This is a genomic window from Zarconia sp. (assembly GCF_057467645.1).
Genome location: NZ_JBRJXU010000166.1, coordinates 1 through 25,995, shown reverse-complemented (window position 1 = coordinate 25,995; position 25,995 = coordinate 1). Strand labels below are relative to the sequence as shown.

Below are 25,995 nucleotides of genomic sequence, written 5' to 3'. Positions count from 1 at the left end.
GTGAGATTCGGGCGGTTGGCAAGCCTCTTGATGAGCCAAGCGATCGCACTGGCTACATCTGGTTGCTGGGGAGCAAAGTACTTCATCCCGATTCCCCATTCCCCATTCCCCATTCCCCGCCCTCACCGGAAACAGTCTTATCCAAAACTGACGTTACGTTAGTGGGTGGTTCGAGGGCTTCGGAGAGCAACGAGCGCTTCGTAAGAGTGAATCGATCGCGGACCATTGACAACGGGTTAGATCGAATCCGCTTGAATGACTATCATTCAGGTTGAGGAGCACGTCGGCGCTGGAAAAGCTGTGGGAGACAGTGACTCGTGGGATTTGTATATTGTGGCGATCGCAGTCGCCATTCGAGTTCAGACAACACCAGCCCATTGTGTAATCTGCCAGAAATCTTCCCCCCCATGCTCCCGATGCTTCCGATGCCCCCGAAGCCCCTGCACCCCTTTCTCCCCCTGCTCCTCTCCTAATCTGGGGGTGCCACCCACTAAAAGGCTGAAGTATGCTGGAGATGGGTGGTCATTGACGTCATTTACTAGGTAAATATATGAACCAGGGTGAGGGGAAGTTGCACTTGTACCCGATCGATACCCAAATCGATCTCTTGCAACCGTCGAATCCTCCAATTTTCCCCCCCGATCGAGTGACGTTTCCATCAGCTCGATCGACAAATTCGAATCGCTTTGGGGAGCTTGGTCCCGTACAACGACTTTTACACGTTGCTGTGGAACCGGGCACCTTTATCTTGCGCGATGCCAACGAACCATTTTACCAACTGACCCAACTCGACCGATCGCATCAAGAGGGCAAAGAGACAGTTTCGCTGCTTGACTTATGTCCTTCCTGGGGAGAAACCGCAGCGCGATCGCTCCACCGACGTTGCGTCTTGCATTTGGTGCTGCGGGATTTATATGGGTGGGACACAACCGATTTACCCCTGACGAACGAACCCACGACCCTTGTATTCGGGTTATTAGAGGCGAAACCTCGCTTTGTAGAATTTTGGTTCGATTTTGAGCAGTTGCAGATCGCGCGCCTCGACGAGACCGTCGATGAGTTCGCCGAAGCGGATTTAGGGCAATTGCAAAAAACGGGAAATTGGCAGGCGATCGAAGCCCAGTTCGATCCCAAAAACTATCGAGTGGATGGGGTGTTACGCCTCGAAGGCTACGATATTACCGAGCGAGAACAAATCTCTCGCCTAACTCAGGTTCTCATCGATCGCGATTCCTTACTCAAACCCGAGAAATTTCAGCGAGCGAGCGCACAGCTTCAAGCCCTCTTTCAGGCTCGGGATATTCTGGTTCTGTGTCTTGAAAGAACTCGGGTACAGGTGTTTTTCGGTCGGAAACATCGACCCGTTCGCTCCACCCGCTACTCTCTCAAATCTCTAAAGAATTCCCATTTTCTGGGATCGACGAGTGTCGATCGAGTTTGGAGCGTCCCCGATCTAGAAGCCAACTGTCAAACCGAGTTCGAGCGATCGCTCTTGGCGGTCGGCATTCGTTCCATATTGGTGATTCCAGTGATGGTTCCATCGTGCAATAGCGATGATTGCGATAAGCAACTCGCTGCGGTGGTGGGTATCGCCAGCGACAAGCCCGGTCATTTTACGCCATCCGATTGCCAACACGCGGACCAATTAATTCCAGCGTTTACCTGCGCGTTACGTCAAGCGCGCCAGCAGCACGTGAGTACCATTCGTAACATTCATCCCTCCGTAGAATGGCGCTTCGCCCAAGAAGCCGAACGTCGCAGTTGGGGGTGGCCTGCCAAAGAAATTGTGTTTGAAAACGTTTACCCCCTCTACGGCATTTCCGATATTCGCGGTTCCTCCGACGAGCGCAACCGAGCGATTCAATCGGATTTGCTCGAACAGTTCCGATTGGCGCTGGCGACGATCGAGGCGGCTTGTCAAGCGGAGGAGAGTGCCTTAACCGAGCAATTGCGCCTAGACGTGGTCGAGTATATCGAACGACTCGAGAGCGATCTCACCGTCGATGCCGATGTCACTGCCACCGATTATCTCAAGCAAGATATCGAAATCTATTTCGATTATTTTGCCGAACGCTCGCCCCAGGCAAAAGCAGCGGCGATCGCCTACAAAAATGCTTGCCGTAACGACAACCAATGCGTTTACACCGCTCGTGCGGCTTACGATCGCACCCTTGGCGAAATTAATACTTTACTGCAAGAAACCTGGGAACGCTGGCAAGTTCGGATGCAGGAAATTATTCCCCACTACTGCGATTTGGAAATCTCCGATGGGATCGATCGCACCATGTACGTGGGTAAATCCATCTCTCCTAAATTTAGTCCCTATCACTTACGGAGTTTGCGCTACGAACAGTTGCGGGCCATGTGCGATTGCGCTCGGACGGCCTTTACCATCAAAGAGCGATACAACACCGATCTCGAACTCACCCACTTGGTGTTGGTACAAGATGCGCCGATGGATATTTTTCATCACGAGAGTACGGAAAAATTATTTGATGTCAAAGGGACGAAAGATATTCGCTACGAAATTGTCAAAAAACGGATCGATAAAGCGGTTAGCCGCGAAGATCGAGTTCGGATTACCCAGCCGGGAATGCTGACGATTGTCTATTCCACGGACGAAGAATGGACGCAATACCAGCAATACCTGCGCTACCTCACTCGCGAAGGTTGGATCGACTCCGATATCGAGACGGGATGGGTGGAACCGCTGCAAGGCATCTCCGGTTTAAAATTCGCCCGCGCGAGGGTGCTCGAGGCAACTTCAGGGGATACCGTGGACGTTTTGGAGACTTCGGAAACTTCGGAAACTTCGGAGGCTTCGGGAGTCGATGCAGCAGAGGCAGCAGAGGCAGTACGGGGAGAGCGAACGGAGAAATGACAATGGGTGTATTAGAGAGCTAGTAGAAATCAAAAATCGAATCAGTTTTAAGGCTGAATTTCTCAGTTTTTTCTAGATTTTCTCTTTTAACCTTTAACCCTTAACCCTTAACCCTTTTCCTCCCGATGTCTAATGGGGATGGGCGCTCTTGGGAATTGTTCGGGTGCCAACTCGGAGCCGGACCGCGCGTGCCGGGTTCGATAATCGGTTTGCCGTCAAACAGCGGCATCAACCAAATGCTACCAGTTTTGTAAGCGCCTTTGACTCGACCGGTGACAAGCAAGATTCTCAGTCGAGCGGTGGAGATATTTAAAATTTGTGCTGCTTGAGTTGTTCCGACAATCATATGACTGTTTGAGACTCGCAATAGTTTGAGGATACCAACTCGGTTGCATCGACTCAAGCGTCATGGGGTTGGGATGGGAGATGGGGGGACGCGGAGTAACGGAGAAACGGGGATGCCGTGAGTGTTAATTTTTAATGCGCGCATTTTTAATTCTCTCCCCGCCCCCCTTGAATTGCGGCACGCAAGCTTAACCTTTCACCTATGGGGTTGGGGCGACAGATGTCTCAACCCACGCCATTCGTCAGTTCATCAAATAACCGAGAGGCTCAGATCGTAATTGACGTTCTCTGTCCCAAAATTGGAAACTTGGACAAAATAGACACCCGGTGTGAGCTCTATTGATTCTTGTGCGCTGAGGGTTGCCGGCTCGAAAGAGATCGATTGGGAAAATTCTCCTGGGTCGAACGAAATACCATCATTATTGAGATCGTTGAATACTCGGAGTCCATAACCAGGAATGGTCTGGGAAGCTTCAAGTAAGAAATCCACCGTCGAGGTGCGATCGACAACGAAGCGATAGACATCTGTGCGATCTGCCGAACCGACGCTATCGCTAAATGTCTCCATTCCGGTAAGAACATCCAAATTTTGAGCGGTCTGGGTGTTATTCCCCGCTGCGTCCGCTGGTAATCCTGATGGAGGAGTGGGGGTAATGTCGAGATCGTACACAGCAGAGGCGGAATTTGAAAACCCGTCGGATACTCGGGCGAAGTAAGTGCCAGGGGTTAAATATAGACTCGACGCAGCTTGCTCGGCAGCGGTTATGCCACCATGACCCTGCAAGAAATCGCGACCTTCGGGAATGATGCTCTCGCTCGAACCCCCATCAAAATCTCGACCGATTGCAAGTGATGCGCTTCCCGTCAGGACATCTAAAGTGACACCAACATTGGTGGGTGTTTCGATCTCGAACTGATAGTAGTCGTTACTGTCGGATTCGCCCACCGTATCGGCAAACGATCGCGGCGAATCTAACACACCCACATCGAATGCTGCCGGCAGGATATTGCCCGCGCCATCTGGGAAGAACTGTGATGCTTGGGGGGATAGGGTGAGGCTATAGTCTGTATCGGGGTTAGTCCGTTCGTTTTGCAGGCGCAGAAAGTAGGTACCAGCGTCGAGGGTTACCCCAATGCCGCTGGTCGAGGTAGAGGTTTCGAGAATTTCTGTGAATTGCGCCCCAAACCGTGTTTCGTCGATTTCACCGTTGTTATTGAAATCTTGGGCAATTTCAATTTGAACCTCAGTACTGGTACCATCCACTAACGCTTCGATGTTCGTCGGGGCATCGAGGGTAAAACGATAAATATCGGTGTTATCGAGAAGGACCAGGGCATCGTTGAAGGTTTGCGTGGTGGTGAGCGTGCCTAGGTCGCGGGCAGTGGCGATCGAATTGCCGGCATTGTCGGCAGGTAAGCTCTCCACGGGACTCACCAGCAGATTGCCTTCGTACTCGAACCCAGTATAGATAGCAGAGACTCCAACAGCAGCACCGATGGGCAGTCGGTGTACGTTCACAGGTACAGATAACCCATAGTTTCCCGCAGGTAAGACCCTAGAAATATCAGGAGACGATCCTGAATCGCGGATGGTGGGTTCGTCGAAATCTAAACGACCGTTGCCGTTAAGATCCGCAAACAACGAGAGGTTAATCTCTAGATCGGGATTGTTTGTCGGGGAAAGATTCGCACTCACGGCACTGGGGCGAAATAGGGAGAATTGATGGATATCTCCTGTGAATTGATTGGTGTCTCCTGTTGTACCACTAAAGCGACGGTTGCCACTAACGATCCCGAAATCAAAATTGTCTGTACGATCGGGATGAGGCAACAACGGAGCAGCAATGCGACGTTCGTTAATGCCCAACAGTTGATAGTGCTCGAAAGCTTCAGCATTCGTCAGCCCCGCTTGAGTCAGGTCGGCATTCAGACTCAAATACGTTCCCACGTCGAACTGAGGCGAGGAGGTGCGTCCTTCGTGAATGCCAAACTGGTTAAAATGAGTCAAACTCTGGCGATTATTCAATCCCGCCGCCACTAAATCGGGATGGGAATTGAGATAAAAGTCGATATCGAACAGATTCGATGCCACCCGCCCTTCATCGATGCCAAATTCCTCGAAATGCTCGAACAGTTGCTCGTTATCAAAGCCAGCGGCCACTAGATCGTCATGAGAAGCTCGATAAAAATCTGCCTGGAACGTATGGGAAAACAGCCGACCTTCCGCAACACCAAAATTCGCCAGATGGTCGAAGAATTGACGATTTTCGGTGAAGCCAGCATCCGTTAGATCGGGATTCGCTTCCTTGTACAAATCCAGATCGACGATTGGGGAGAAATCTCGTCCTTCACGCAATCCGAAGTTGAAGAAATGCTCGGTGGCTTGTTCGTCCGTAAAATTAGATAACTCGGGGTTAACTTGGCGGTAGTAGTCAAGATCGAGAAGATTAACAGTCATAATCGGTGTTGTAAGTTGAGGTGATGCAATGAGGAAGCCAAAAGGCTCAATTTTCCCTGGAAACCAGAACCGATAAGTCACGCCTCACCCAGTCAGAGTGGCAGTACCAACGGAGTCTTGTGCTGGATAAATCGGTAAGCGTTGGGCGATCGACTCTCAGTTCGAGGTGGGAGAATTTAACGAGTTCTGAAGAGCAAATCATCCAATTTATCTATCTAAAATAAAGTAGGTTTAAACGGATTTATTTATGCAAAAAAAATAAATAAATCCTATTTATTAAAAAATTTAAATATTTGCATAATCAATAAAATAGAGTTGTTGGGAAATGTCGCCGTTTGAAGTCTTGAATCGTGTCGATCGAGTGAGTTTTGTACTCGTCCTCTTCCTTTACCCAAATTGACTCAGAATCTAAAAAACCTAAAATATATCCTTGTCAGTTCTCCTCATCTCAAGCGATGTCATACTCAATTCGCCCCATCACCCCTGAAGACGAACCGTTTCTTTGGCAAATGCTTTATGAAGCCGCTCATCTTGATGACGAAGATGAGATGTCATTACCGGTTTTAAAAAAACATCCCCAACTGGGCAAATACGTCCGCGATTGGGGACAAGAAGGGGATTTGGGATTCGTTGCGATCGCCAACGAGATCGATACCAACCACAAGATAGGAGCCGCATGGCTGCGGTTATTTCCCAGTACCGATCCCGGTTACGGCTACCTCGACGATCGCATTCCCGAACTCGCCATTGCCGTACTGCCTCAATACCGAGGACAAGGGGTCGGCACTCAACTGCTCGATCGATTGTTAGCGGCTGCAAAACTCAAATATCCGGCAATTTCCCTCAGCGTCAGAGACGATAATCTGGCGGTGAAGTTGTATCGGCGGTTCGGTTTTGAGGCAATTGAGGAGAGTGAAACGGTCAACCGAGTGGGGGGTCGATCGTTTAAGATGAAAATCGATCTCGTTTGAGGTGCGATCGTGGAGGAATACCTTCAATCGACCGATGTTATCGATTGGCAGCATCCCACTATTTTAGAATTGGCATCAACTCTCGCACGGGGCATTAAAAATCCCGAAACGATTGCAAAAGCTTGTTTTGAGTGGGTGCGCGATCGCATTCGACATAGTAGCGATTATCGAATGAATCCCGTGACTTGTCGGGCGTCTGATGTGTTGAAATTCGGCACCGGTTACTGTTTTGCCAAAAGTCACTTGCTCGCTGCTCTCTTGAGAGCGAATGGTATCCCCACGGGGTTTTGCTATCAACGATTGAGTATTGACGATCGAGGCGCACCCTACAGCTTACACGGTTTCAATGCAGTCTACCTACCCGATTTTGGCTGGTATCGCATCGATTCTCGGGGCAATAAAGAAGGGGTCAACGCTCAGTTTTCTCCCCCCGTCGAGCAGCTTGCTTATACTCCTCGTTTGTCTGGAGAATTCGAGATCGATCGCATTTTTGCCGCACCGCTACCGATTATCGTGGAAGCCTTGCAAACCTATTCCACCTGGGATGAAATGCTGAAGAATTTACCGGATTTCAATCTCGAAGATCGGGGTGAGGGTTTTTTTGAAACAAGCAAGCTCGTTTCTGGGTAAACTTCTCCCCGTATAAATAGAAAGAAGCGTATCTAAGATACGCTTCTTTGTTAAGTTAAATTAAGCTATCGAGTAATCGAGCTAAAAATTACGAAGCATTTCTCGATTACATCAAGCCGATTTGAGAAAGAATTCCGTTACCGGTGATCAACTCAGTGGCAAGACCGATGACGAAACCGAGCATCGCTAGACGACCGTTCCAGGTTTCTGCGAATAGAGTGAAGCCGAATTTAGTTTCTTGGTTTTCCATGATGAGTAAATTTCCTGCTGTCAACCGTTGATATAAATCGTAACATAATAGTCTCGATTTACGCAACATTTAGTTACATTTTTTTGACAGAGCATTTTGGGAGTATCGGAGGTTAGGTAGCTCTCGGGTGCTTCGGAGGTAAAGGAAGCTCTTGTAAGAGTCAGCAGTAATGAGTGGGAGCATCTTGCTCCCGTTTCTCCCCATCTCCCGTTTCTCCCCATCTCCCGTTTCTCCCCATCTCCCATTACTCCCCATCTCCCATTACTCCCCATCTCCCCATCACTCTTCCAGTCCCAGATCGAGTTTTTCCCTTGCTGGCGAGAGAACCACAGAGAGATCGGCTTGTTCGAGTTCTGCGGTGGTAAAAGAGGAGATACTGAGGCTGCGAACCACACCCATGGCCGTCCGAATCCATCCGGCATCGGGACTTTCACCCGTGAGGGGAGCGAAAAAAGTATTGACGAACGACAAAATCGAACCCATGTTGAGGAAAAAGTAGCCATCGTTGGGAACGGCAAAGGATTCGATCGCCGTTTGGAACGTGTAGCTACGATCGAGGGTTCCGTAGGGTTGGGGTAACAGTTGCGCCATCGGACCGCTACCGGTGGTAATGACGAGGGTATTCGCATCGCTCCAGCCGTAGGCGATTTGACTGGCCTGACTCTCATCGACAAAAACGTTATCCCAACTGGTGACCGCCATCCCTTGCACTTCGGTGGTAGAGACTTCGACGAAGTTATCGCTAAAAGACTCGATCCAAGTTTCGAGCTGACCGAGAACTCGTTCCATTCCCGGTCGGTTGCTCGTTTCGATCGCAATGCCCAAACCCATCTCGAATCCGGGGTTGTAGAAGGGGAGCAATCCTTCTTTGGTGGGAAAGAGAAACAATGCGTACTCTCCATCGAATAAAGGAATCAGATCTTGCTCCAAATCGAGATTGAGATTTTCCCAAACGACGCGGCTCAATTGTTCGAGTCCGGTCTTCACATCGGGATCGTCTTGGGTGGTTTCGACGATGCGCTGCCATTGGCGGGCAAAGTTAAAACTGTTGAGAGAGAAGTAAGAGGCACCCGGAATCCTTGAGAGCATTTGAGTGCCATCCACTGGAGCGACTGTGGCCCGATCGGGACTGGGGTTGCGGTAGTAGGCGATACTCTGGGTGCGCAACCCGTTTTCGGCTCCCCAACCCCAAGCATGGAGGGTGGTATATTCTTTCACCATCGGTTCGAGAATCGCCGCTAGGAAGTTCGCCGAAGCCGGTTCGGTGGGAACTGTGGGAAAGTTGGGGATATTGAGAGTGGAGGCGAGCTGAGAGAGTTGCTTTAAATTGCCGTAGAGTGCCACGAGCGATCGCCCGAACTCGGGATGCTCGAAGGTTTGCTGAAACTGCGGGTTCGCCGACAGGGGCACCAAATCTTTTTGCGCGGCGATCAGTTGCTCGAGAGCCACAGCATCGGTGGAGACGGCCAGGTAGCCATCGGGCAGAAACGCCATCGCCAATCCAGGACGCGGTATGGGAAACGGGGGAAACTCCGAGGGTTCGGGAAAGGGTTCCATCGGTTCGGGCAAGGGTTCGAGTTCCACCGGAGGTGGTGCTTCGGGGATGGGAGGAAGGACGGGGGGAATTGGTTGGACGCGGGGTTTGGGTTTGGGCTTGCTTTGGGCGAGGAGTTGACCCTGGAACCAGTTCCCAAGGCGATCGGGTAATTCTTTGATTCCTGCTTTTATCCCCACTTTCATCCCCATATCCCCCGGCAGTCCCGGTAGGGGACTCGACGGTTCGGGAAATTCCAATGTGGGAAATTCCCCCGCTTCCCATTCCCAAATTTTTGCCCCCTCAAATTCTCGCTCGATGGGCGGTTCGCCGCGCAAGGTTTCCATCTTCTCGATATACCCGTTCATGCGAGCAGTATTCTCGACAGAGACGATCGTCAGCACGCTGGTTTTGAAATCCGTCAGTTCCAGACCGTATGGGTCTCGGGCAGGCAGGAGAACCGTTGCCGCCCACTTTCCCACCCACGGCGCAATATCGGTTTGAAAATCCGCTTCCATCGGCAACAGGGGAATCGCTCCGGGACCGGCAATCTGGAAGGGCAGCGGATTGAAGGGTTCAAGAGCCCTCCAAGTTTCGGTGGTATCGATTAACAGCGCGCCGGCAAGGTTGGCGGGTAGGGCTTCGGCGATTTTCGGCGGGAGATTCGGTGGGGGTTCGGATTCTGCTGTGGGTTGGGCAACGGCTGTACCGGAGAAGAGGGTGAATCCCAAAAGCCATGACACAACGGATCGATCGAGCAATTTTTTGGTCTCCTATGGGTTGACGCGCGGGTTTTCCTCGAAAAAGGGAAAACTCATGCCTAGCTTAACCTACAGGATTTCTCTGAGGGAGGATGTTGAGCTGTCGGGGGCTTGGGGCACTCCGGGAATAGAGCTGAAGGCATGAATCGAGCTTATTTCTTCCATCGGTTATGCATTCGGGTCTGCATCTGGGTCTGCATCCACCAGTGCGTGGAACAGGAGGCAGTATACAAGTAGCATCACCATCCATATGGCCCCCGAGCGCGTAATCGTCAGAAACAATGCCCGATAGGCACTTGGCGAGACGATGTAAGCATGAATGGCAACGCAAATCGGAATCGTCAAGAGCGAAGTCCCAGCCAAGCGCTTCCATTTAATTGGTAAGGTACCTCGATCGAGAGTCGGCGTCCTTCGATTGAGTTCGATCGCTCCAAGCCATGCCAAGAGAGGCAACCCGACAAAAGTACTGCCATACTGGAAGACTTTGTAGCCGGGCACATGAAAGCTACCCATTTCGATCTGGGAATTCAGAATCGGCATTAAGTGTGTCCCCCATTGGTCTTTATGGGTAAATGCATCCCATATCTGATGGGTGAACGCACCAACGACGATCGCAAACGCCACAGCAATAAAGTAGCGAAGTTGGATACCCCCAGACGATCGTGTGGGAATATTTGGTTTGGATGACAATCTAGATTCAAGCCACACCGGCAAGAGGGCGATCGTGGGTCGTCGCATCACGAATTCAAATAAGAAGAATCCACCCAAACCCAGGGGCAAACATACAGAGAATACACCTAAAGGGGAATGAGTTTGCGCGTAATCGACAATGGGAAAGAACAGAGGCACGTCCGGAATCATGGCACCCATTGCGAATGCCCAAAAGGGAAAGACTCGTCGCCACGACCAAAACGGGAGAACGGCGACAATATGCGTTGGAGTAAACGGCATACGACCTCAATTCAGATGTATAACGATAAAGTTGAGCGGGATGAGACTATGTCGAATGAAGCTGGACACCTAACCCTTCACGCTTGCTCTGGCACAGGGTTCGGCAGATCTCTACACCCTAATTTCCGAATGCTTGTTGGTGCTGTTTACCATTGTCGCCGATTTCATCCCAAGTCGCTTTTGAATCAACCCAGATATGATGAGCGACTTTCAGGTTTTCATCACCCTCGGTTATTAAACCAACAGGAACGTACATTCTTGAATCATCATTCACACCGGGTAAAGGCGATCCACAGTTTTGGCAAAAGCTCGTTTGCCAATCGTGACCTGGCTTATGCCAAGTATTGATGAGTTCTTCACCTCTAACCCAGCGGAAATCTTCATTACGGACGACGACAACTGCGATTCCATTACTACCGGTCGATCGTCTACAAATCGAGCAGTGACAAATATACACATCCGAAATATGAGTCGCGATCTCGAAAGCGACTGCTCCACAATTGCATTCACCTGTTGCCATAATCTTTTCCTGAAAATAGGGTCACATAACGATCGATCCCCGATCGACTGACAAAACCCAGAAGCCGGAAGATGCCTCAGTACAATGCATTCACCCATTGGGGAGAGTCGTGATTGTTTTTAGGAAGCACGAATCGAACCCGGAGCCAGAACACTCGACAGAAACACAAACCTGTCGCTCTTCTCAAGTTTAGCGCTCGCTCAACTTGAGAATTGGTGTGGTGAGGGTTCGGTTGAGTTCCCACCCAACTTCCCTCCGGGCAAGAATTTCAGCCCACAAGATTTGTGTCAGTCAACCAGCCTTCGCCACTTGTCATTTCCCCAACCTCACCCATTCGCGAAAGGTCCGAATCCAACTGGTTTCCCCCATGGTTTGACTCATTTCCAGAAAACGAACGATCGCATCCGGTGTCATTCGAGGGAAGGTTGGCGAGCGATCGCAGGTTCGATAAACTTTATTTTCTAGGCAATAGATCGTGACATCGCTGCCATCGTACCGCCAGAGTTCCGGCACGCCCAAATCTGCATAAATTGCCATTCGATCGAGGGAACTGCTGCTAATATCAATTTCGATGGCTAAATCCGGTGGCCGATCGCGATCGAAGTCAATTTCGGTTTTACCTCGGACAGCCGGCTCGTTTTGAATGTAGTAGCATTGGTCGGGTTCCAAGCCTCGTTCTAAATCCCGGCGCTTGCAAGTCAAGGAACCCAAACTGCGAATCTCGATATTCGACTCTTCGGTTAGGGTTTCAACCATGCGACCTGTCAATTTCTTGGTTCTTTCGTGGGGAACTAAAGGGGTCGTAATTTCCAAGTATCCTCGATCGTAAGTCAGTCGCAATCCCGGTTGATGTTCGACATCTCGAACTAACGCTTCGTAGGTTTGCCAACTGACATTTTCCAAAAGAATGCGATCGGGTGTAGGTTGGGGAGATAGATTATAAAATTTTTTACGATTTCTACCAATGAAAACGCTATTCATGATTAAAATATTCTTGGAATTTATATTTTTCTAATAAACGCCTAAAAAAAGATTCTAATTTTTTGTCTGTGTCTGGTTGTTCAAACTCATAACCTCCAAATCGATACACTTCATAGCCAGCAAGCTTTAATTTTCTATCTTCTTCGACCATTTGAGCATAAAGCTTTGGAGATGGTTGATTATTTTCTGATGAGTAATGCTGTTTTCCATCAATTTCTATGACTATCTTTATATTGTTAGGAAACAGTAACAAAAAATCCATTCTTTGCCGCATTAGACGCTTTTGACCTTTTAAAGCTTTAATTGTGTATGGATCGTAATGAAGATATACTTGAGGAATTAGTGCGGGAAGGATAAAATTGAGTTCATCATAAAATAATCTAAAAAAAACTTCAAATAAATGTTTTTCTGGTTTACTTGATAAAGATAATTTTAATCTTTTATATAAGTTGCGACTCGCATCTAGGAATGAACACTCTTGTTTTTGTACAATTTTCCACCAGGTTACAAGTTCTTTAAAGAGTAAACCATGATGTTGAATAGGATAATCGTAAACTAAACAGTATTTTTGATTTTTGACAATTTTTATATCATTTGTCGTTGCATCATTTAGTATAATTTCAGGTTTCGGGCCATTAGCTGCAAAAATAATATTCTTAATATGACACCCATGGTTCTCAATTTTATCAAGTCGATAAACTAAGCCATCTTGTATTAGTTGATAACCATCAAAAACCAGAGATTTATTAAAATAACTTACTGCTTCATAAACCGAAAACTCTTTTTTTGAAAAATATCTTAAGTCAAAAGCCAAAATAATAATGTTTTTTATTTCTTCAGAATTATTTACTTTTAGTAAAACTGATTGTGTATATGTGAATCTGGATAAAGATTTTATATCAAAATCATGTTGAATATGACAATATTGGAAAAATATTTCTAAATCGTTTTGTGTTCGATATGGAGATAAATCGCTGTTTCCAGTTATTAGATCTGCCAAATCAGAAATTGTTGTAAGAGATAAATTCATAATTTTTGAACGCTCAAATTTTATGATGCAATCGAAAGAAAATAGAGGCTAGCTTCTTGAAAGGTAAACTAACCTCTATTTTCTCTATCAATTTATCCTATACATACGACTTATGCCGTGAAGTACTTCGCAACCGGATGATACGCCACGATCGCCGTTGTCGATTGTTCCGGATATAATTGCTCGCTTTCATCCATATACAAGTTGATGCGATCGCATCCAAGTAACTCCAACTGCTTGTATTGGTCTTGAATATTCGGACAAGCTGGATACCCAAAACTATAGCGAGACCCTTGATACCGTTGTGCCAAAATATCGCGGATGTTATCGGGTTCTTTATCCCCAAACCCTAACTCGCGACGAATGCGTGCGTGCAGCCATTCTGCCATCGCTTCGGCAACCTGTACCGCCATGCCATGGAAGTACAAATAGTCCGTATATTCGTCGCCGTCAAATAGTTTTTTGGCGTATTCCGTGGCAATTTCACCCACCGTTACCGCGTGCATCGGGAAGACATCAATTTTTCCCGTTTCTTTGGGGGCAAAAAAGTCAGCGATGCACAGGCGACGCATGGATTTTTGCCGGGGAAACTCGAAGGTGACAATCGGTTCGGTGAGGTTGCCGGATTCTGCTTCTTCGGGTTTGTAAAGGTGCAAGGAATTGCCTTCAGATTGACAGGGGAAGTAGCCGTAAATCGCTGTGGGATGCAACAGATTCTCATCGATAACTTTCTGCTTCCACCGCTCTAAAATCGGGTAAACTTTCTCTTCCAAAAAGCCGTTATATTCTTCCCGAGGTTGGTCTTTCGGTTTGCGGAACTGCCACTGTCCGGCGATGAGGGCTTGTAGGTCGAGATAGCCGTATAATTCTTCGAGGGGGATATCTTCGGGTTGGAGGATTTGAGTTCCCCAGAATGGGGGTGTGGGGCGATCGATCTCGAAATCCACCGCATCCGATCGCCGAGTATCGATAACCACCGGTTCGGCTGCTTTTTTCGGCTTCGGTTCTGAGGAGCGATCGCTACCATTTGGGACGTGACCGTTACCATTGGTTTCATCCAAAAATCCTTTCAAATCGTCCCAATTATTCTCAGATTTTGCTGGCATCAACTTATCCATAAAGTTGAGATCGGAAAACGCATCTTTGCCGTAAACCACCTGACCGTTGTAGGTATTTTGGCAATCTTGGTTGACAAATTTGGGAGTTAATGCTGCTCCCCCAAGAATCACCGGAACGGTAATATTTTCTTCGTTGAAGGTTTCCAGGTTATCCTTCATAAATGCCGTGGATTTCACCAACAAACCGCTCATGGCAATGCAGTCGGCATTGTGTTCTCGGTAGGCTTTAATAATATTCTCGACGGGTTGCTTGATGCCCAGATTAATCACCCGATAGCCGTTATTGGACAAGATGATATCCACCAAGTTTTTGCCAATATCGTGAACGTCGCCTTTCACCGTGGCGATAATAAACGTTCCCTTGGCACTATCCTCCGCTTCATCTTTTTCCATATAGGGTTCGAGATAAGCCACCGCTGCTTTCATCGTTTGCGCCGATTGCAACACGAAGGGCAGTTGCATTTGTCCGGAACCGAACAGTTCGCCCACCACTTTCATGCCATCGAGGAGGAAGACATTGATAATATCTAACGGTGGATGTTTATCCAGGGCGATCGCCAATTGTTCTTCCAGCCCAATCCGTTCGCCATCGATAATATGGCGCTTCAGCCGTTCCTCAACCGGAAGGTTTTCATCGACAGTGCGATCGCGTTTCGTGGTTTTCCCTTCAAACAGTTGAGTTAACTTAATTAACGGATCGAACGTACAAGCTTCTCCTTCAAATTCTCGCTTATCGTAAATCAGTTTACGGCAGACTTCTTGATGTTCCGGCTCGATTTTTGCCAGGGGTAAAATCTTGCTGGCGCTAACAATTGCCGAATCCATCCCTACCTGCATTGCTTCGTGGAGGAATACCGAATTCAACACTTGCCGCGCCGCCGGATTTAAGCCGAAAGAAATATTCGACACCCCTAAAGTAATGTGACATCCAGGCAACTCTTCCCGAATCCGGCGAATGGCCTCAATGGTGGCTTGGCCGTTGGCGCGGTCTTCTTCAATCCCCGTGGAAATCGGTAGCGCCAGGGGATCGAAAAATAGCTCTTCGGGGCGAATGCCGTACTCTACCGTCGCATCGTAGGCGCGCTTGGCAATCTCGAACTTTTTATCCGCCGTTCGCGCCATCCCATCTTCATCGATGGTTCCGACGACAATCCCAGCGCCGTACTGCTTCGCCAATTCCAACACCTTAAAAAAGCGGGGTTCGCCATCTTCGTAGTTGGTGGAGTTGAGCAAACACTTACCCCCTGCTACTTTCAGCCCCGCTTCCATCTTTTCCCATTCCGTAGAGTCCAGCATCAGGGGCAAGTTGACGTTCGTCACCAGCCGCGAGGCCAACTCCTTCATATCCCGAACGCCATCCCGGCCCACGTAGTCGACGTTGACATCGAGAATTTGCGCCCCTTCCTTCACCTGGGATTTTGCCAAGGCCACCAATCCATCCCAATCTTCAGCGTTCAGCATCGTCCGCGCTTTCTTAGAACCGCTGGCGTTGAGGCGTTCCCCGACAATCAGGAAGGAGTTGTCCTGTTCGTAGGTTTGGGTACTGTAAATCGAGGAGGCGGAAGGTTCGTAGCTGTGTTGGCGTTCCTTGGGGGTGAGGGTTTGCGACATCTCGGCGAGTTGACCGATATGTTCGTAGCGCGTCCCGCAGCAACCGCCGATAATCTGCACCCCCAAATCCTCGACGAAGTGCATCAGCGCCATCCGCAATTCCATTGGCGTCAGCCTGTAGTGAGCTTGTCCGCCGACGTTTTCCGGCAGTCCGGCATTGGGAACGCAGGAGACGACAAAGGGGGAATGTTCCGAGAGGTAGCGGATGTGTTCCTTCATCAAATCCGGACCGGTGGCGCAGTTGAGGCCGAGGATATCGATGCTGTAGGGTTCGAGAACGGAGACCACGGCGCTAATTTCCGTTCCGACCAGCATGGTGCCGAAGGATTCCATGGTCACCGATACCATGATTGGCAGCCGCGCACCTTTTTTGGCAAAGACGTCTTCGATGGCATTTAAAGCGGCTTTGATTTGCAACACGTCCTGGCAGGTTTCCACCAGCATCAAATCTACCCCGCCGTCGTAGAGTCCCTCGACCTGTACCCCAAAGGAATTCCGCAGGGTGTCAAAATCCACATGACCCAGGGTCGGCAGTTTGGTTCCCGGTCCGATGGAACCGGCGACGAATCGAGGTTTTTCCGGGGTCGAGTATTCTGCGGTCAGCTTCTTGGCGAGTTCGGCTGCGTCTTTATTGAGTTCGTAAGCTTTGTCGGCGAGGTCGTATTCAGCCAACACTAAGGGAGTACCGCCGAAGGTGTCGGTTTCGATGACATCGGCCCCTGCTTCGAGGAACCCGCGATGCACGGTGGCGACAGCTTCGGGTTTGGTATGGATGAGGTATTCGTTGCACCCTTCGTACTCCGCGCCGCCAAAGTCTTCGGCGGTGAGGTTCTGCACTTGCAGGTTGGTTCCCATGGCACCGTCCAAGACTAGAACCGGACGATTTTCGCTGTGGAGTCGTTGCAGGAAGGGGCTATTCATGGAGGGAGTATGGATTGGGTGACGATCGAATTAGTCTTTATATTTTATCTCAAGGCTTTGGGGAAGCCGATGCGCTCGGGTTTTGTCTTCTTTATTTTCGGGAAGAATACAGGAGTCGATCGAAAAGTGATTTCGCTCCCAAGAATTTGCATCGCGAACGATAGGATTATAACAGTAGAAAACATTTTATAAAACAGAAATTTTCATAAAATTATGCAGCAATATTAAACAATCTAAATATTATTACTTTCTCAAATAGCATCACCAGTAACTCCTCGAAATCGCCTCACGACATGGACCTTATAACGTTAGAATATTTGGCTCTGTTGCCCGAGGAGAGGCGAACGAAGCAACCGAAATCGCCAAGTTGAAGTTTTGCCCTCGTTTAAATAGTGTTGGTGGGCAGTTTGAGGTCTAGTGTAAAAGTGAAATCCTCCTGCAATAACTGCCCACCCTACAAATTTCTCGAGACGACTCAAACTCGAGTGAAACTCGATCGAACTCGAGATTACGCGCTGTGTTCGATACTACTCATCACCTGCAAATAGGCCGGATCTTCTGCGTGGATTTCCCGTTCTTCGATCGCATTTTCATCGTTAATATACTTGCGGGCGTTGTCGGCAATGACCGCATTGGCCAGTAACTCTAACGCCTCGGGTTTATCGAAATTATTCAGAGCGTCGGCGTATTTGCGGCTGTGGCTGGGGCGTACGGACTCCTGACAGTAGCTGGAGAGTTCGCGGCTTTCGGTCATCACTTTGAAGGCTGAGGCTTTCTCGTGGCTGTTCCCGAAAATGGCGACGTACAGAAGGTTAATCGTGGATGAGTCGTGGACGGGAATATCGTATTTTTGGATAATCTGCGGCCAATACCTCAAGGCTTTCAATCCTTCGAGACCGCCTTTATTGAGACCGGCGTTTTCGCACCACTCTTCAAATTCTTCAATATTCGACGGACAGCGACCGAGAGTGCTCATTCCTTTAGCCAGGGCTTGACCGGCTTGGAAGTTCCGCGTCGGTTTGCCGGTCACCGGCAGCATCATACTACCGCGCACGTCCGCAACTGTGGCTGTTAGCTGGGAAAAGGTATGGTCGCGCACTTTTTCCATATCGCCGCCTCGATTGAGGGTCGCTTCAATGCGGGGCACGCCGTATCCGAGTTCCGTCAGGGCGATCGGTTGGCGATAATAAAGCCGGTGACGATCGCGCCGGGACATAGACACGGTAGCCGCTTGATCGATACATTGATCGAGCAGCAACGTCAGTAGCGTGGGCAAAATTCCGGGATTATCTCGATGGAATTCGTAACCGAAACCGGCAAAAATCGAAGCCATATTTTTTGCAGCTTTGATATATTGCGCTTCGACGTTATGAATTCCCGGTGCGACCTGAATATTGAGAGAAATTTTATCGAGCATATGGGCACCGAGGAGTGCCGTTAATGCATTGGGGTGGCAGAAATTCGCGGTGAAGCTATCAACGGGATCTCGGAGCGCATCGTGGCGGTGAAAACCGGAAAAGAAGGCAAGATTGGGTTGCTTTTCACACAAAACATAGGATGTATTGGTGTCTTTATCGTGACTGAAAGAACCGGCCAAACAACCAAACAAGACGTTATTACGTCCGAGTTTTTCTCGAATCTGGCAAGCCTGTTTGAGATCTTGTTCGATGTAGTTACTGTTGGCACTCAAGATGACCAACTCGCAATTGACAATCAGGTACTCTAGGGTATTAGGAACGAGCTTCGTGCCTTCTTTGTGATGGGCCATCCGTTCCATGGCGGTGACGCGATTGGGATCCATCCCTTGAATCGCTTCTTCCGAAAAAGCCCCCATCAATTTCCGACCCGGACGGGGGGCCAGAAGCAGCGAGGCTTCTCCAGTTTGCATCGCGCAATTATAGGCAATAGAAGCTGGATAAAGACCGATACTATAAAATCCGATCTTTGAATTCTCTAGTTCGCGAATGCGCTGGTTGATATATTTTTTATCGAGGGAATCGTCAAAGAAACTGTTATTCATGAACTTTATACACTTAAACTCGAAGTGCGTTTGGATGGGGAATCGATCGCGATCTAGGATGAATGCTGAAGTTACCCGATGGCGCGATCGAGTTATTTCAACATTCGCGTCAGTCTAAGTGTGACTCGAGCGAACATCAACGCTACTCCATAACCTTATTATGGCGATCGCGACTCAGGCAAGTCGACGGCATATGGGGTAATCCCCCTCGAACTGAGCTGACGGCGATCGCCACAAAAAAGGGACGAACTGTTATTCGTCCCTAGGGATTCGCAAGATTGAAATGAAAAGTTTAAGTGTAATAAACGACCTTCAATGGCACGGGAGTATCGACATGAGGCGAGTCGTCTGCTTCTGGGTCGGCTTTCTAGCGAGGTTTAACCCTGAGTGCCGGACGAAACATCGAGCGTCCCGTACCATTGGCTCTACACCGTTTCGTTGACAGGTCGTTCGCCGACGGTGGATTCATCGAACATAGCCGAATAGGCGAATCCAGCCAGGACGGCACCGAGGATGGGAGCCAGCCAGAACAACCAAACTTGACTGAAGAGTGCGGCTCCGGCAAAGATAGCAGGTCCCAAGCTGCGAGCGGGGTTGACGGAGGTGTTGGTGACGGGGATGCTAATCAGGTGAATCAGCGTCAAGCCCAAACCAATGGCGATCGGGGCAAAACCCGCAGGCGCGCGGCGATCGGTTGCGCCTAAAATAATCATTAGGAACATGAACGTCAGCACGACTTCGATAATCAGGCACGAGATTAAGTTATAACCGCCTGGAGAATGAGCGCCGAAACCGTTGGTAGCTAAGGGATTCGAGCCAGCTAGCTCGAAACCTGCTTGACCGCTCGCAATCAAATACAGCAGTCCGGCGGCCACGATCGCTCCCACCACCTGGGAGGCAATGTAGGGCAGCAAATCGGAGCCGGGAAAGCGCTTAGCCGCCCACAGCCCGAAGGAAACAGCGGGATTGAGATGGCAGCCGGAGATATGTCCGATGGCATAGGCCATGGTCATCACCGTCAAACCGAAGGCGAGGGAAACCCCCACCAGTCCGATTCCTAGGGGAAAAGCAGTACTATTACCGATATTTGCACCTTCGGAGGTATAAACTGCTGCGAGTACCGCGCTGCCGCAACCCCCAAACACTAACCAAAACGTACCGATACATTCGGCAATACATCGTTTGACAATTGGCATTTAAAAAACTCCTTTCCTGTCAATTAGAGCGACGACACATCGCCTTAAACCGTGGGTTTGAAGGGAATGTATCAAGATTAACGAGCGGGGAACTTTACCGTCGATGGTATGGGTACGCAAAACTTCCGGAAAATTGATTTATTTTGAACCTTGAAGAAAAAGCAATTACTTTTTCCCATACATCTCACTGAGCCAAACATTTTTAATTAAACAACGTACCTAACGGTTTTTCGAGGAAAGTCCCGATCGATAGCTTTTGACCGTGGGAGAGGTGACAACGCTGAGTTCAAACTCTAGGGTTGATTCCGGACGACCGGAGAACGGAAACAGAGAGTTTCTCAACCGTTGATTTCACACTATCCTGTGGCAAGGCTATCTTTAAGACTGAATTGTACCTGCTTTTTCTGAAAATCGCGATCGAGGTTGCTATTTTCTTATAAAAGTTAATGATGTAGTGAAATGATGTAAAAAATCTGGGCGATCGAGTTAATTTTATAAAGATTTAAGATTTTTGGCGATGAATGCGATCGCCCGTCAAGCCCTGGAATGCCAGTCGATCGCCTCTTGGTTTGGGAGTTTAGAAACGTGATGAGTGTGATAGCCGTACGATGAGTTGTGGGGCGACGAGTTACCGTTGTTGTTCGATTTTGGTTTGAGATTGCGGGCTTTCTAAGTTCGGTGAACCCATGGCTGGCGCGCGGTGATGAATTGATGTGACTTGAGCGAAATCAAGGGCGATCGAACATGTATAACTTCGGTGTATAACTTAGGCGCGTTAAGCTATACATCTTGCGCGTCAGGAAAACGAGATGTACGGGTTCGATCGAGATAATTTTCACACCATACTATCCTATTGCTCATTTTTGTAACGAACTCCATTGATGGGGTTGGGGGAAAGCTAAAAATTACGGCGATGGTTTGAAAAGGGCGATCGAGGAATTCACATTTTTTCGACAATTGAGGTTGAGAACCGCTAGATACAGATTGTTGAAATATTTAAAACTTGAAAATATGATTTTAGGCGTTCGAATGCAATAAGTTTTTGATGAAAAATCAAAAAATAAAAGCAGAAGTGAAATAATTTTTTTCTTTCGATCGCTCTAATTCTTAACGTTTTCTTTCGTTCTGGTGTAGATAAGAGCGGCTTTTCTGGCGATGGGAGAGTTCTTGATAAGTTCCGTAATTTTACGGAATATTTTTTTTTGATTGATGCTGTACGATATAGCCAAATTTTTCGATCGGCATTCTCGCAACGCAAATGGCAAAGAAACTGTGGCGCAATATTTGGACAGTTCTCAACACTGAAATTGAGGTTCCTTGGGGTAATGCCATTATCGGTGGCGTGGATGCAGCCAAAACCGTATTTTTACTGAGGACGGCGCTGGAGAAAAATCGAAGCGCCGCAGAACTCGCACCACTGATTGCCAATTTCGATTCTCTCCTGGACGTACTCAATTCCCCCATGGCGAAGGTGATTGGGTCGGCATTGCCCTTTGTTTCCCTGGCGACGGGGATTTTGCAGTTTATCGTCGAGAAAACGCGCCAAGAACCTAGTTTGGAAGATGCAGTGCTGTTGGTGAGTCAGGCGGCATATTTGGAAAGCGCGCGTCAGTATTTGCGAGGGTATTTGTTAGATCGTCCGCAATGGAAGGCAATTATCATCCAGCAGAAGCAGAAGAATGCTTCGGAGGCCGTAGCCAAACAGATAGAACAGGTCGGAAAACGGCTCGATCGCGGCGAGATTCCCTTCGATGACCGAGACGCACGCGATACCCTGATTTGTTTCCACGATTCCCCCCTGGCGAAAGCTTTTAATCCGGTACTGACAGTGCGGTTGCAGGAGGCGGGATTGGCGGAAACTCAGGCGAAGAGAGTGACCGAACGGATATCCCGCAGTACCCATCGCTACCTGAAAGAAGCCATTGCCGAAGTGCGAGATAAAGTGCCGAAGCTGGCGGCGATTTACGGGGAGGGATGGCTGCGGGACATCGAAACCTACAGCAGCATCGACAAGTATTTGCAGGAGATTATTGCCGAAAAGCCAAAAGAGAGAGTATTCGATGAGGATTTTACGTTTCGGGATGTCTACGTTCCCCTGGAAGTGAAGCCGGTGCGGGATGGGAAAGTCGATCGAAAACAAAATATCGAAACCTGGGCGGCGAATCTGCTCGCACAGACCGATAAAAACAAACACAAGCAGGTTATCTTCATTCAAGGTGGCCCAGGACGGGGGAAAAGTGTGTTCTGTCGGATGTTTGCCGACTGGGTACGGCGAGAACTGCACCCGATTTACACGCCGATTTTGATTCGGTTGCGCGACGTTAGGGCCTTTGAGGTGGATTTCGACAAAACCCTGAGTGCCGCAGTGGGGTGGGACTTTTCTGCCAGTGATTCCGGCTGGCTGACAGACCGCAATACCCGGTTTTTGTTTTTGCTCGATGGCTTCGATGAGTTGCTCTTGGAACGGGGAACCAAAGACGGCGTGGGGCAACTCCTGAGTCAAGTGGAACAGTTCCAGAAACGAGCGGCAGAAAATAGCGAACGGGGACATCGAGTTCTCATCACCGGGCGACCTCTGGCTTTGGCGGGATTGGAACGAACGATGCCCCCCAATTTAGCACGGGTGGAAATTGAGTTGATGTCGCCGGAGATTCGGGAGGCGTGGTTGCATAAGTGGAAACGGCTTGTGGGAACGGAGAAAGCGGCGAAATTCCGAAAATTTCTGGCGAATCGCTTTCCGAAACAGGTGCGAGAACTGGCGCGGGAACCCCTGCTGCTGTATTTGCTGGCGGCGATGTACCGAGACGATAGCTTCAGCGCTGACACCTTCGATTCCGACGATGGAGACGAGCTGAAAGTGCGGGTGTATCAGGTAGCGTTGGAGTGGGTGCTGACGAAGCAACGGGCAGAAGACGGGCGCAATCTGACCCCGAAAATTGTGGGATTGGATCAGGAGGATTTGTACAGTCTGCTCTCAGAGGCGGGATTGTGCGTGGTGCAGTCAGGGAACGAACGGGCGTTAATTAAATTCATTGAAGCTCGACTGGTGGCACAAGGCAATGCTGGAGCGATAGAACTGATTGAGGCCGCGCGGCAGGCATCCCAGAAAAACCCCTTGAAAAATGCTCTGGCAGCGTTTTATCTGAAGGCGGCAGGCGGTGGGGAGAATTCCGTGGAGTTTTTCCACAAAAGCTTTGGGGAATTTCTCTGTGCCGAACGGATGGCTGAAACTTTGGCAGATTGGACGCAGAAAACGGGCAGGCGGCGAAAAACCTACGCCATCGACGAGGCCAACTTTAACAAGCAAGTGTACGATCTACTGGGGTACGGTAACCTGACGGAGGAAATCGTCGGCTACCTGCGGGTGCTGCTGCGGCAAAACGAAGAACTGGACTGGGTTGCATTATTCGAGCGATTGCAGGAGTTTTATCGAAGTTGGTGCGATGGGCAATTTATCGAACTGTTGGATGCAACCGAGGAAATGCTCCCCCTAGGAAAGGCACGGCAGTTACAGAAATACGGCATCGAACGGGGACAGCGCCAGGTAGATATCTACACCGGATTGAACGTGTTGATTTTGCTCCTGGAGTTGCACCGCTACGGACAGTCGCGGGAAGAGTTGAAGGATAAGATGGCGTTTTATCCCTGTGGAGAAAAAGGTGAGGAGTTTGACGAAGAGCGTTTGCTGCGGATAATTGGCTACAGTCAATGTTTGGGGGCTTGGGAATTTGCGAAAATCGTTGGTAAGTTTCTTAGAGGTGCAAACTTCAGAAGTGCTTACCTCAGAAGCGCAAATCTCAGAAGCGCAGACCTCAGAAGTGCAGACTTCAGAGGGGCAGACCTTAGCAGCACAGACCTCAGAAGCGCAGACCTCAGAGGCGCTTACCTCAGTGGCGCTTACCTCAGTGACGCTTACCTCAGAAGCGCAGACCTCAGTGGCACAGACCTCAAAAGCGCTTACCTCAGTGGCGCTAACCTTAGTAACGCTTACCTCAGAAGCGCAGACCTCAGTGGCACTAACCTCAGAGGGACAAACCTCAGTGACGCTTACCTCAGAGGGGCAGACCTCAGTGACACAGACCTCAGCAGTACAGACCTCAGTGGAGCAAACTTCAAAGGTGCTAACCTCAGTGGAGCAGACTTCAAAGGTGCTAACCTCGGTGGAGCAGACTTCAAAGGTGCTAACCTCAGTGGAGCAGATTTCAAAGGTGCTAACCTCGGTGAGGTGAAATGGGATAGCACAACGGAATGGGCAAATGCGATCGGTTTAGACGAAACCCGGAACATTTCCAACAAACTGGTGCAACAACCCCAATTTGCAGCGGCTGTGGTGTTGCAGTGGGAATACCATCTTTTTACGGAAGGTGATGTATATGCTGTGCTTGCGGCCTATCAAAAAGCCCAAACACTCGATCCTGACTTAAAAATTTCCGCCAATTTCTGGAATCATCTCTGTTGGGAAGGCTGTTTGCAAAATCGAGCTGCCGATGTCCTCTTCGCTGGAGAAAATGCCGTGAGACTCGAACCGGATAATGGAGAATATCTCGATACTCGCGGTTTGGCACGATCGCTGACGGGGAATATTGCCGGGGCAATTGAGGATTTTCAACGAGCTTTAGATACCGGCATTTTCAAGAAGTCGAAAGCAGAAAAACAGCAACGACAAGGCTGGCTGGATGCCCTGCGCCGGGGCGAGAATCCCTTTACCCCGCAGGAGTTGGAGAGGTTACGGAAGGGTTGACGAGAATTAAAAATGAAAAATTAAAAATGCAAAATGGGGAAGGGAGATTGGACACCAGCAAGATCCTCCTTTGCCTCCTCTACCTCCCCTGCCCCCTCTACCTCCTCTGCCCCCCGAAGCCCCCGAAGTTACAGCAATACGAAATTCTCGGCAGCGACGGTATCCGCGCTCACCCCTTCGAGAACGGCCAGAACCTCGGCAGTGTCGGCGACTCGTACTTCCGCGCCGGTGGTTCCTTGGGAAATTGCCAAACGATCGAATGTCAAACCATCGGCCAGGGCCAGTACGTCTTCCCCAGACTCGAAATCGGCGATCGCATCTGTACCGCCACCTTCAACTACCACAAAGCTATCCCGTCCGAGTCCTCCCCGGAGACTGTCGTTGCCGAGATCGCCGCTGAGGAGATCGTCTCCATCACCGCCATCAAGGGTATCCTCATCGCGACCGCCATAAATGGAGTCGTTTCCAAGTTCTCCATAGAGGCGATCGTTATTCAGGTTGCCGAAAATGCGATCGTTATCCCGACCCCCATAAGCGGTGTCGTTTCCGATGTCGGCAAACAGGATATCCCCTTCCGTATTGCCAAAGAGCAGATCGTTTCCCTGACCGGCATACAGCTCATCCGCCCCAATATCCCCATACAGGACATCATCGAGTTTGTTGCCGTAGAGGATATCGTTATCTTTGCCGCCGTACAGCGAATCGTTTCCATCTCCCCCGGCTAGGGTATCATTTCCCCGATTCCCGAAAATCCAGTCATTTCCCCCGTTTCCAAAGGCTAAGTCGTGACCTTCGAGTGCCGCACTCAAATCGTCTTCATCGCCCAAGGTAACGAAATCATCGCAGAGGGTGAAGCTGTCTCGCAGGGGAGGGAAGACGCCGGGATTGATGCACGGTGTGGGATTGGTTGGGTCTGTGGGATTGGTCGGGTCTGTGGGATTAGTTGGGTCTGTGGGATTAGTCGGGTCTGTGGGATTAGTGGGATTGGTTGGATTGGTTGGGTCTGTGGGATTGGTTGGGTCTGTGGGATTGGTTGGATTGGTTGGGTCTGTGGGATTAGTCGGGTCTGTGGGATT

General features: G+C 49.4%; 16 protein-coding genes. 4 read left to right on the top strand and 12 right to left on the bottom strand.

Annotated features, from left to right (window positions below):
* The first annotated feature begins 550 nt into the window (after positions 1–550).
* On the top strand, positions 551–2,881 hold the full coding sequence (locus AC2215_RS24410; protein ID WP_486812629.1) for a GAF domain-containing protein: 2,331 nt from the start codon (positions 551–553) through the stop codon (positions 2,879–2,881).
* 100 nt (positions 2,882–2,981) lie between these two features.
* Here the strand turns inward: AC2215_RS24410 and AC2215_RS24405 are convergent, their stop codons facing one another.
* Both AC2215_RS24405 and AC2215_RS24400 read right to left on the bottom strand, forming a co-directional pair.
* Positions 2,982–3,227: a hypothetical protein gene (locus AC2215_RS24405; RefSeq protein WP_486812628.1), complete on the bottom strand. Its 246-nt coding sequence runs from the start codon at positions 3,225–3,227 to the stop codon at positions 2,982–2,984.
* Between the two features lie 249 nt (positions 3,228–3,476).
* Entirely contained in the window at positions 3,477–5,684 is a 2,208-nt protein-coding gene (locus AC2215_RS24400) for a hypothetical protein (RefSeq protein ID WP_486812627.1), read from the bottom strand.
* Between the two features lie 455 nt (positions 5,685–6,139).
* Between AC2215_RS24400 and AC2215_RS24395 the strand changes: the two genes are divergently transcribed.
* Complete coding sequence (locus AC2215_RS24395; protein WP_486812626.1) at positions 6,140–6,655, top strand: GNAT family N-acetyltransferase; 516 nt, start codon at positions 6,140–6,142, stop codon at positions 6,653–6,655.
* A gap of 9 nt (positions 6,656–6,664) precedes the next feature.
* Positions 6,665–7,285 carry a transglutaminase-like domain-containing protein gene (locus AC2215_RS24390; protein ID WP_486812625.1) on the top strand — a complete coding sequence of 207 codons (621 nt, stop codon included), beginning with the start codon at positions 6,665–6,667 and terminating at the stop codon, positions 7,283–7,285.
* Positions 7,286–7,391: 106 nt separating this feature from the next.
* Here the strand turns inward: AC2215_RS24390 and AC2215_RS24385 are convergent, their stop codons facing one another.
* The 9 genes from AC2215_RS24385 to aqpZ form a co-directional block, all read right to left on the bottom strand.
* A complete protein-coding gene (locus tag AC2215_RS24385; protein ID WP_486812624.1) occupies positions 7,392–7,535 on the bottom strand; it encodes a chlorophyll A-B binding protein in 144 nt (47 codons plus the stop codon).
* A 279-nt stretch (positions 7,536–7,814) separates the two neighbouring features.
* Positions 7,815–9,830: a DUF3352 domain-containing protein gene (locus tag AC2215_RS24380; protein WP_486812623.1), complete on the bottom strand. Its 2,016-nt coding sequence runs from the start codon at positions 9,828–9,830 to the stop codon at positions 7,815–7,817.
* Between the two features lie 168 nt (positions 9,831–9,998).
* Positions 9,999–10,781: a DUF4184 family protein gene (locus AC2215_RS24375; RefSeq protein WP_486812622.1), complete on the bottom strand. Its 783-nt coding sequence runs from the start codon at positions 10,779–10,781 to the stop codon at positions 9,999–10,001.
* Between the two features lie 118 nt (positions 10,782–10,899).
* The gene (locus tag AC2215_RS24370) at positions 10,900–11,301 is read right to left on the bottom strand and encodes a GFA family protein (RefSeq protein WP_486812621.1); all 402 of its coding nucleotides are present in this window, start codon (positions 11,299–11,301) and stop codon (positions 10,900–10,902) included.
* Positions 11,302–11,613: 312 nt separating this feature from the next.
* Entirely contained in the window at positions 11,614–12,282 is a 669-nt protein-coding gene (locus AC2215_RS24365; RefSeq protein ID WP_486812620.1) for a Uma2 family endonuclease, read from the bottom strand.
* A complete protein-coding gene (locus AC2215_RS24360; RefSeq protein WP_486812619.1) occupies positions 12,275–13,312 on the bottom strand; it encodes a hypothetical protein in 1,038 nt (345 codons plus the stop codon). The genes AC2215_RS24365 and AC2215_RS24360 overlap by 8 nt, the downstream gene beginning before the upstream one ends.
* Positions 13,313–13,422: 110 nt before the next feature.
* Positions 13,423–16,962, bottom strand: coding sequence for a methionine synthase (gene metH / locus AC2215_RS24355; RefSeq protein ID WP_486812618.1), 3,540 nt, complete (start codon positions 16,960–16,962; stop codon positions 13,423–13,425).
* 508 nt (positions 16,963–17,470) lie between these two features.
* A complete protein-coding gene (locus tag AC2215_RS24350) occupies positions 17,471–18,982 on the bottom strand; it encodes a hypothetical protein (protein WP_486812617.1) in 1,512 nt (503 codons plus the stop codon).
* A 425-nt stretch (positions 18,983–19,407) separates the two neighbouring features.
* The gene (gene aqpZ / locus AC2215_RS24345; RefSeq protein WP_486812616.1) at positions 19,408–20,178 is read right to left on the bottom strand and encodes an aquaporin Z; all 771 of its coding nucleotides are present in this window, start codon (positions 20,176–20,178) and stop codon (positions 19,408–19,410) included.
* A gap of 1,258 nt (positions 20,179–21,436) precedes the next feature.
* Here aqpZ and AC2215_RS24340 point away from each other — a divergent pair.
* The gene (locus tag AC2215_RS24340; protein WP_486812615.1) at positions 21,437–24,919 is read left to right on the top strand and encodes a pentapeptide repeat-containing protein; all 3,483 of its coding nucleotides are present in this window, start codon (positions 21,437–21,439) and stop codon (positions 24,917–24,919) included.
* A 128-nt stretch (positions 24,920–25,047) separates the two neighbouring features.
* Here AC2215_RS24340 and AC2215_RS24335 read toward each other — a convergent pair.
* On the bottom strand, positions 25,048–25,995 hold a 948-nt coding region (locus AC2215_RS24335; RefSeq protein WP_486812614.1), incomplete at its 5' end, for a calcium-binding protein.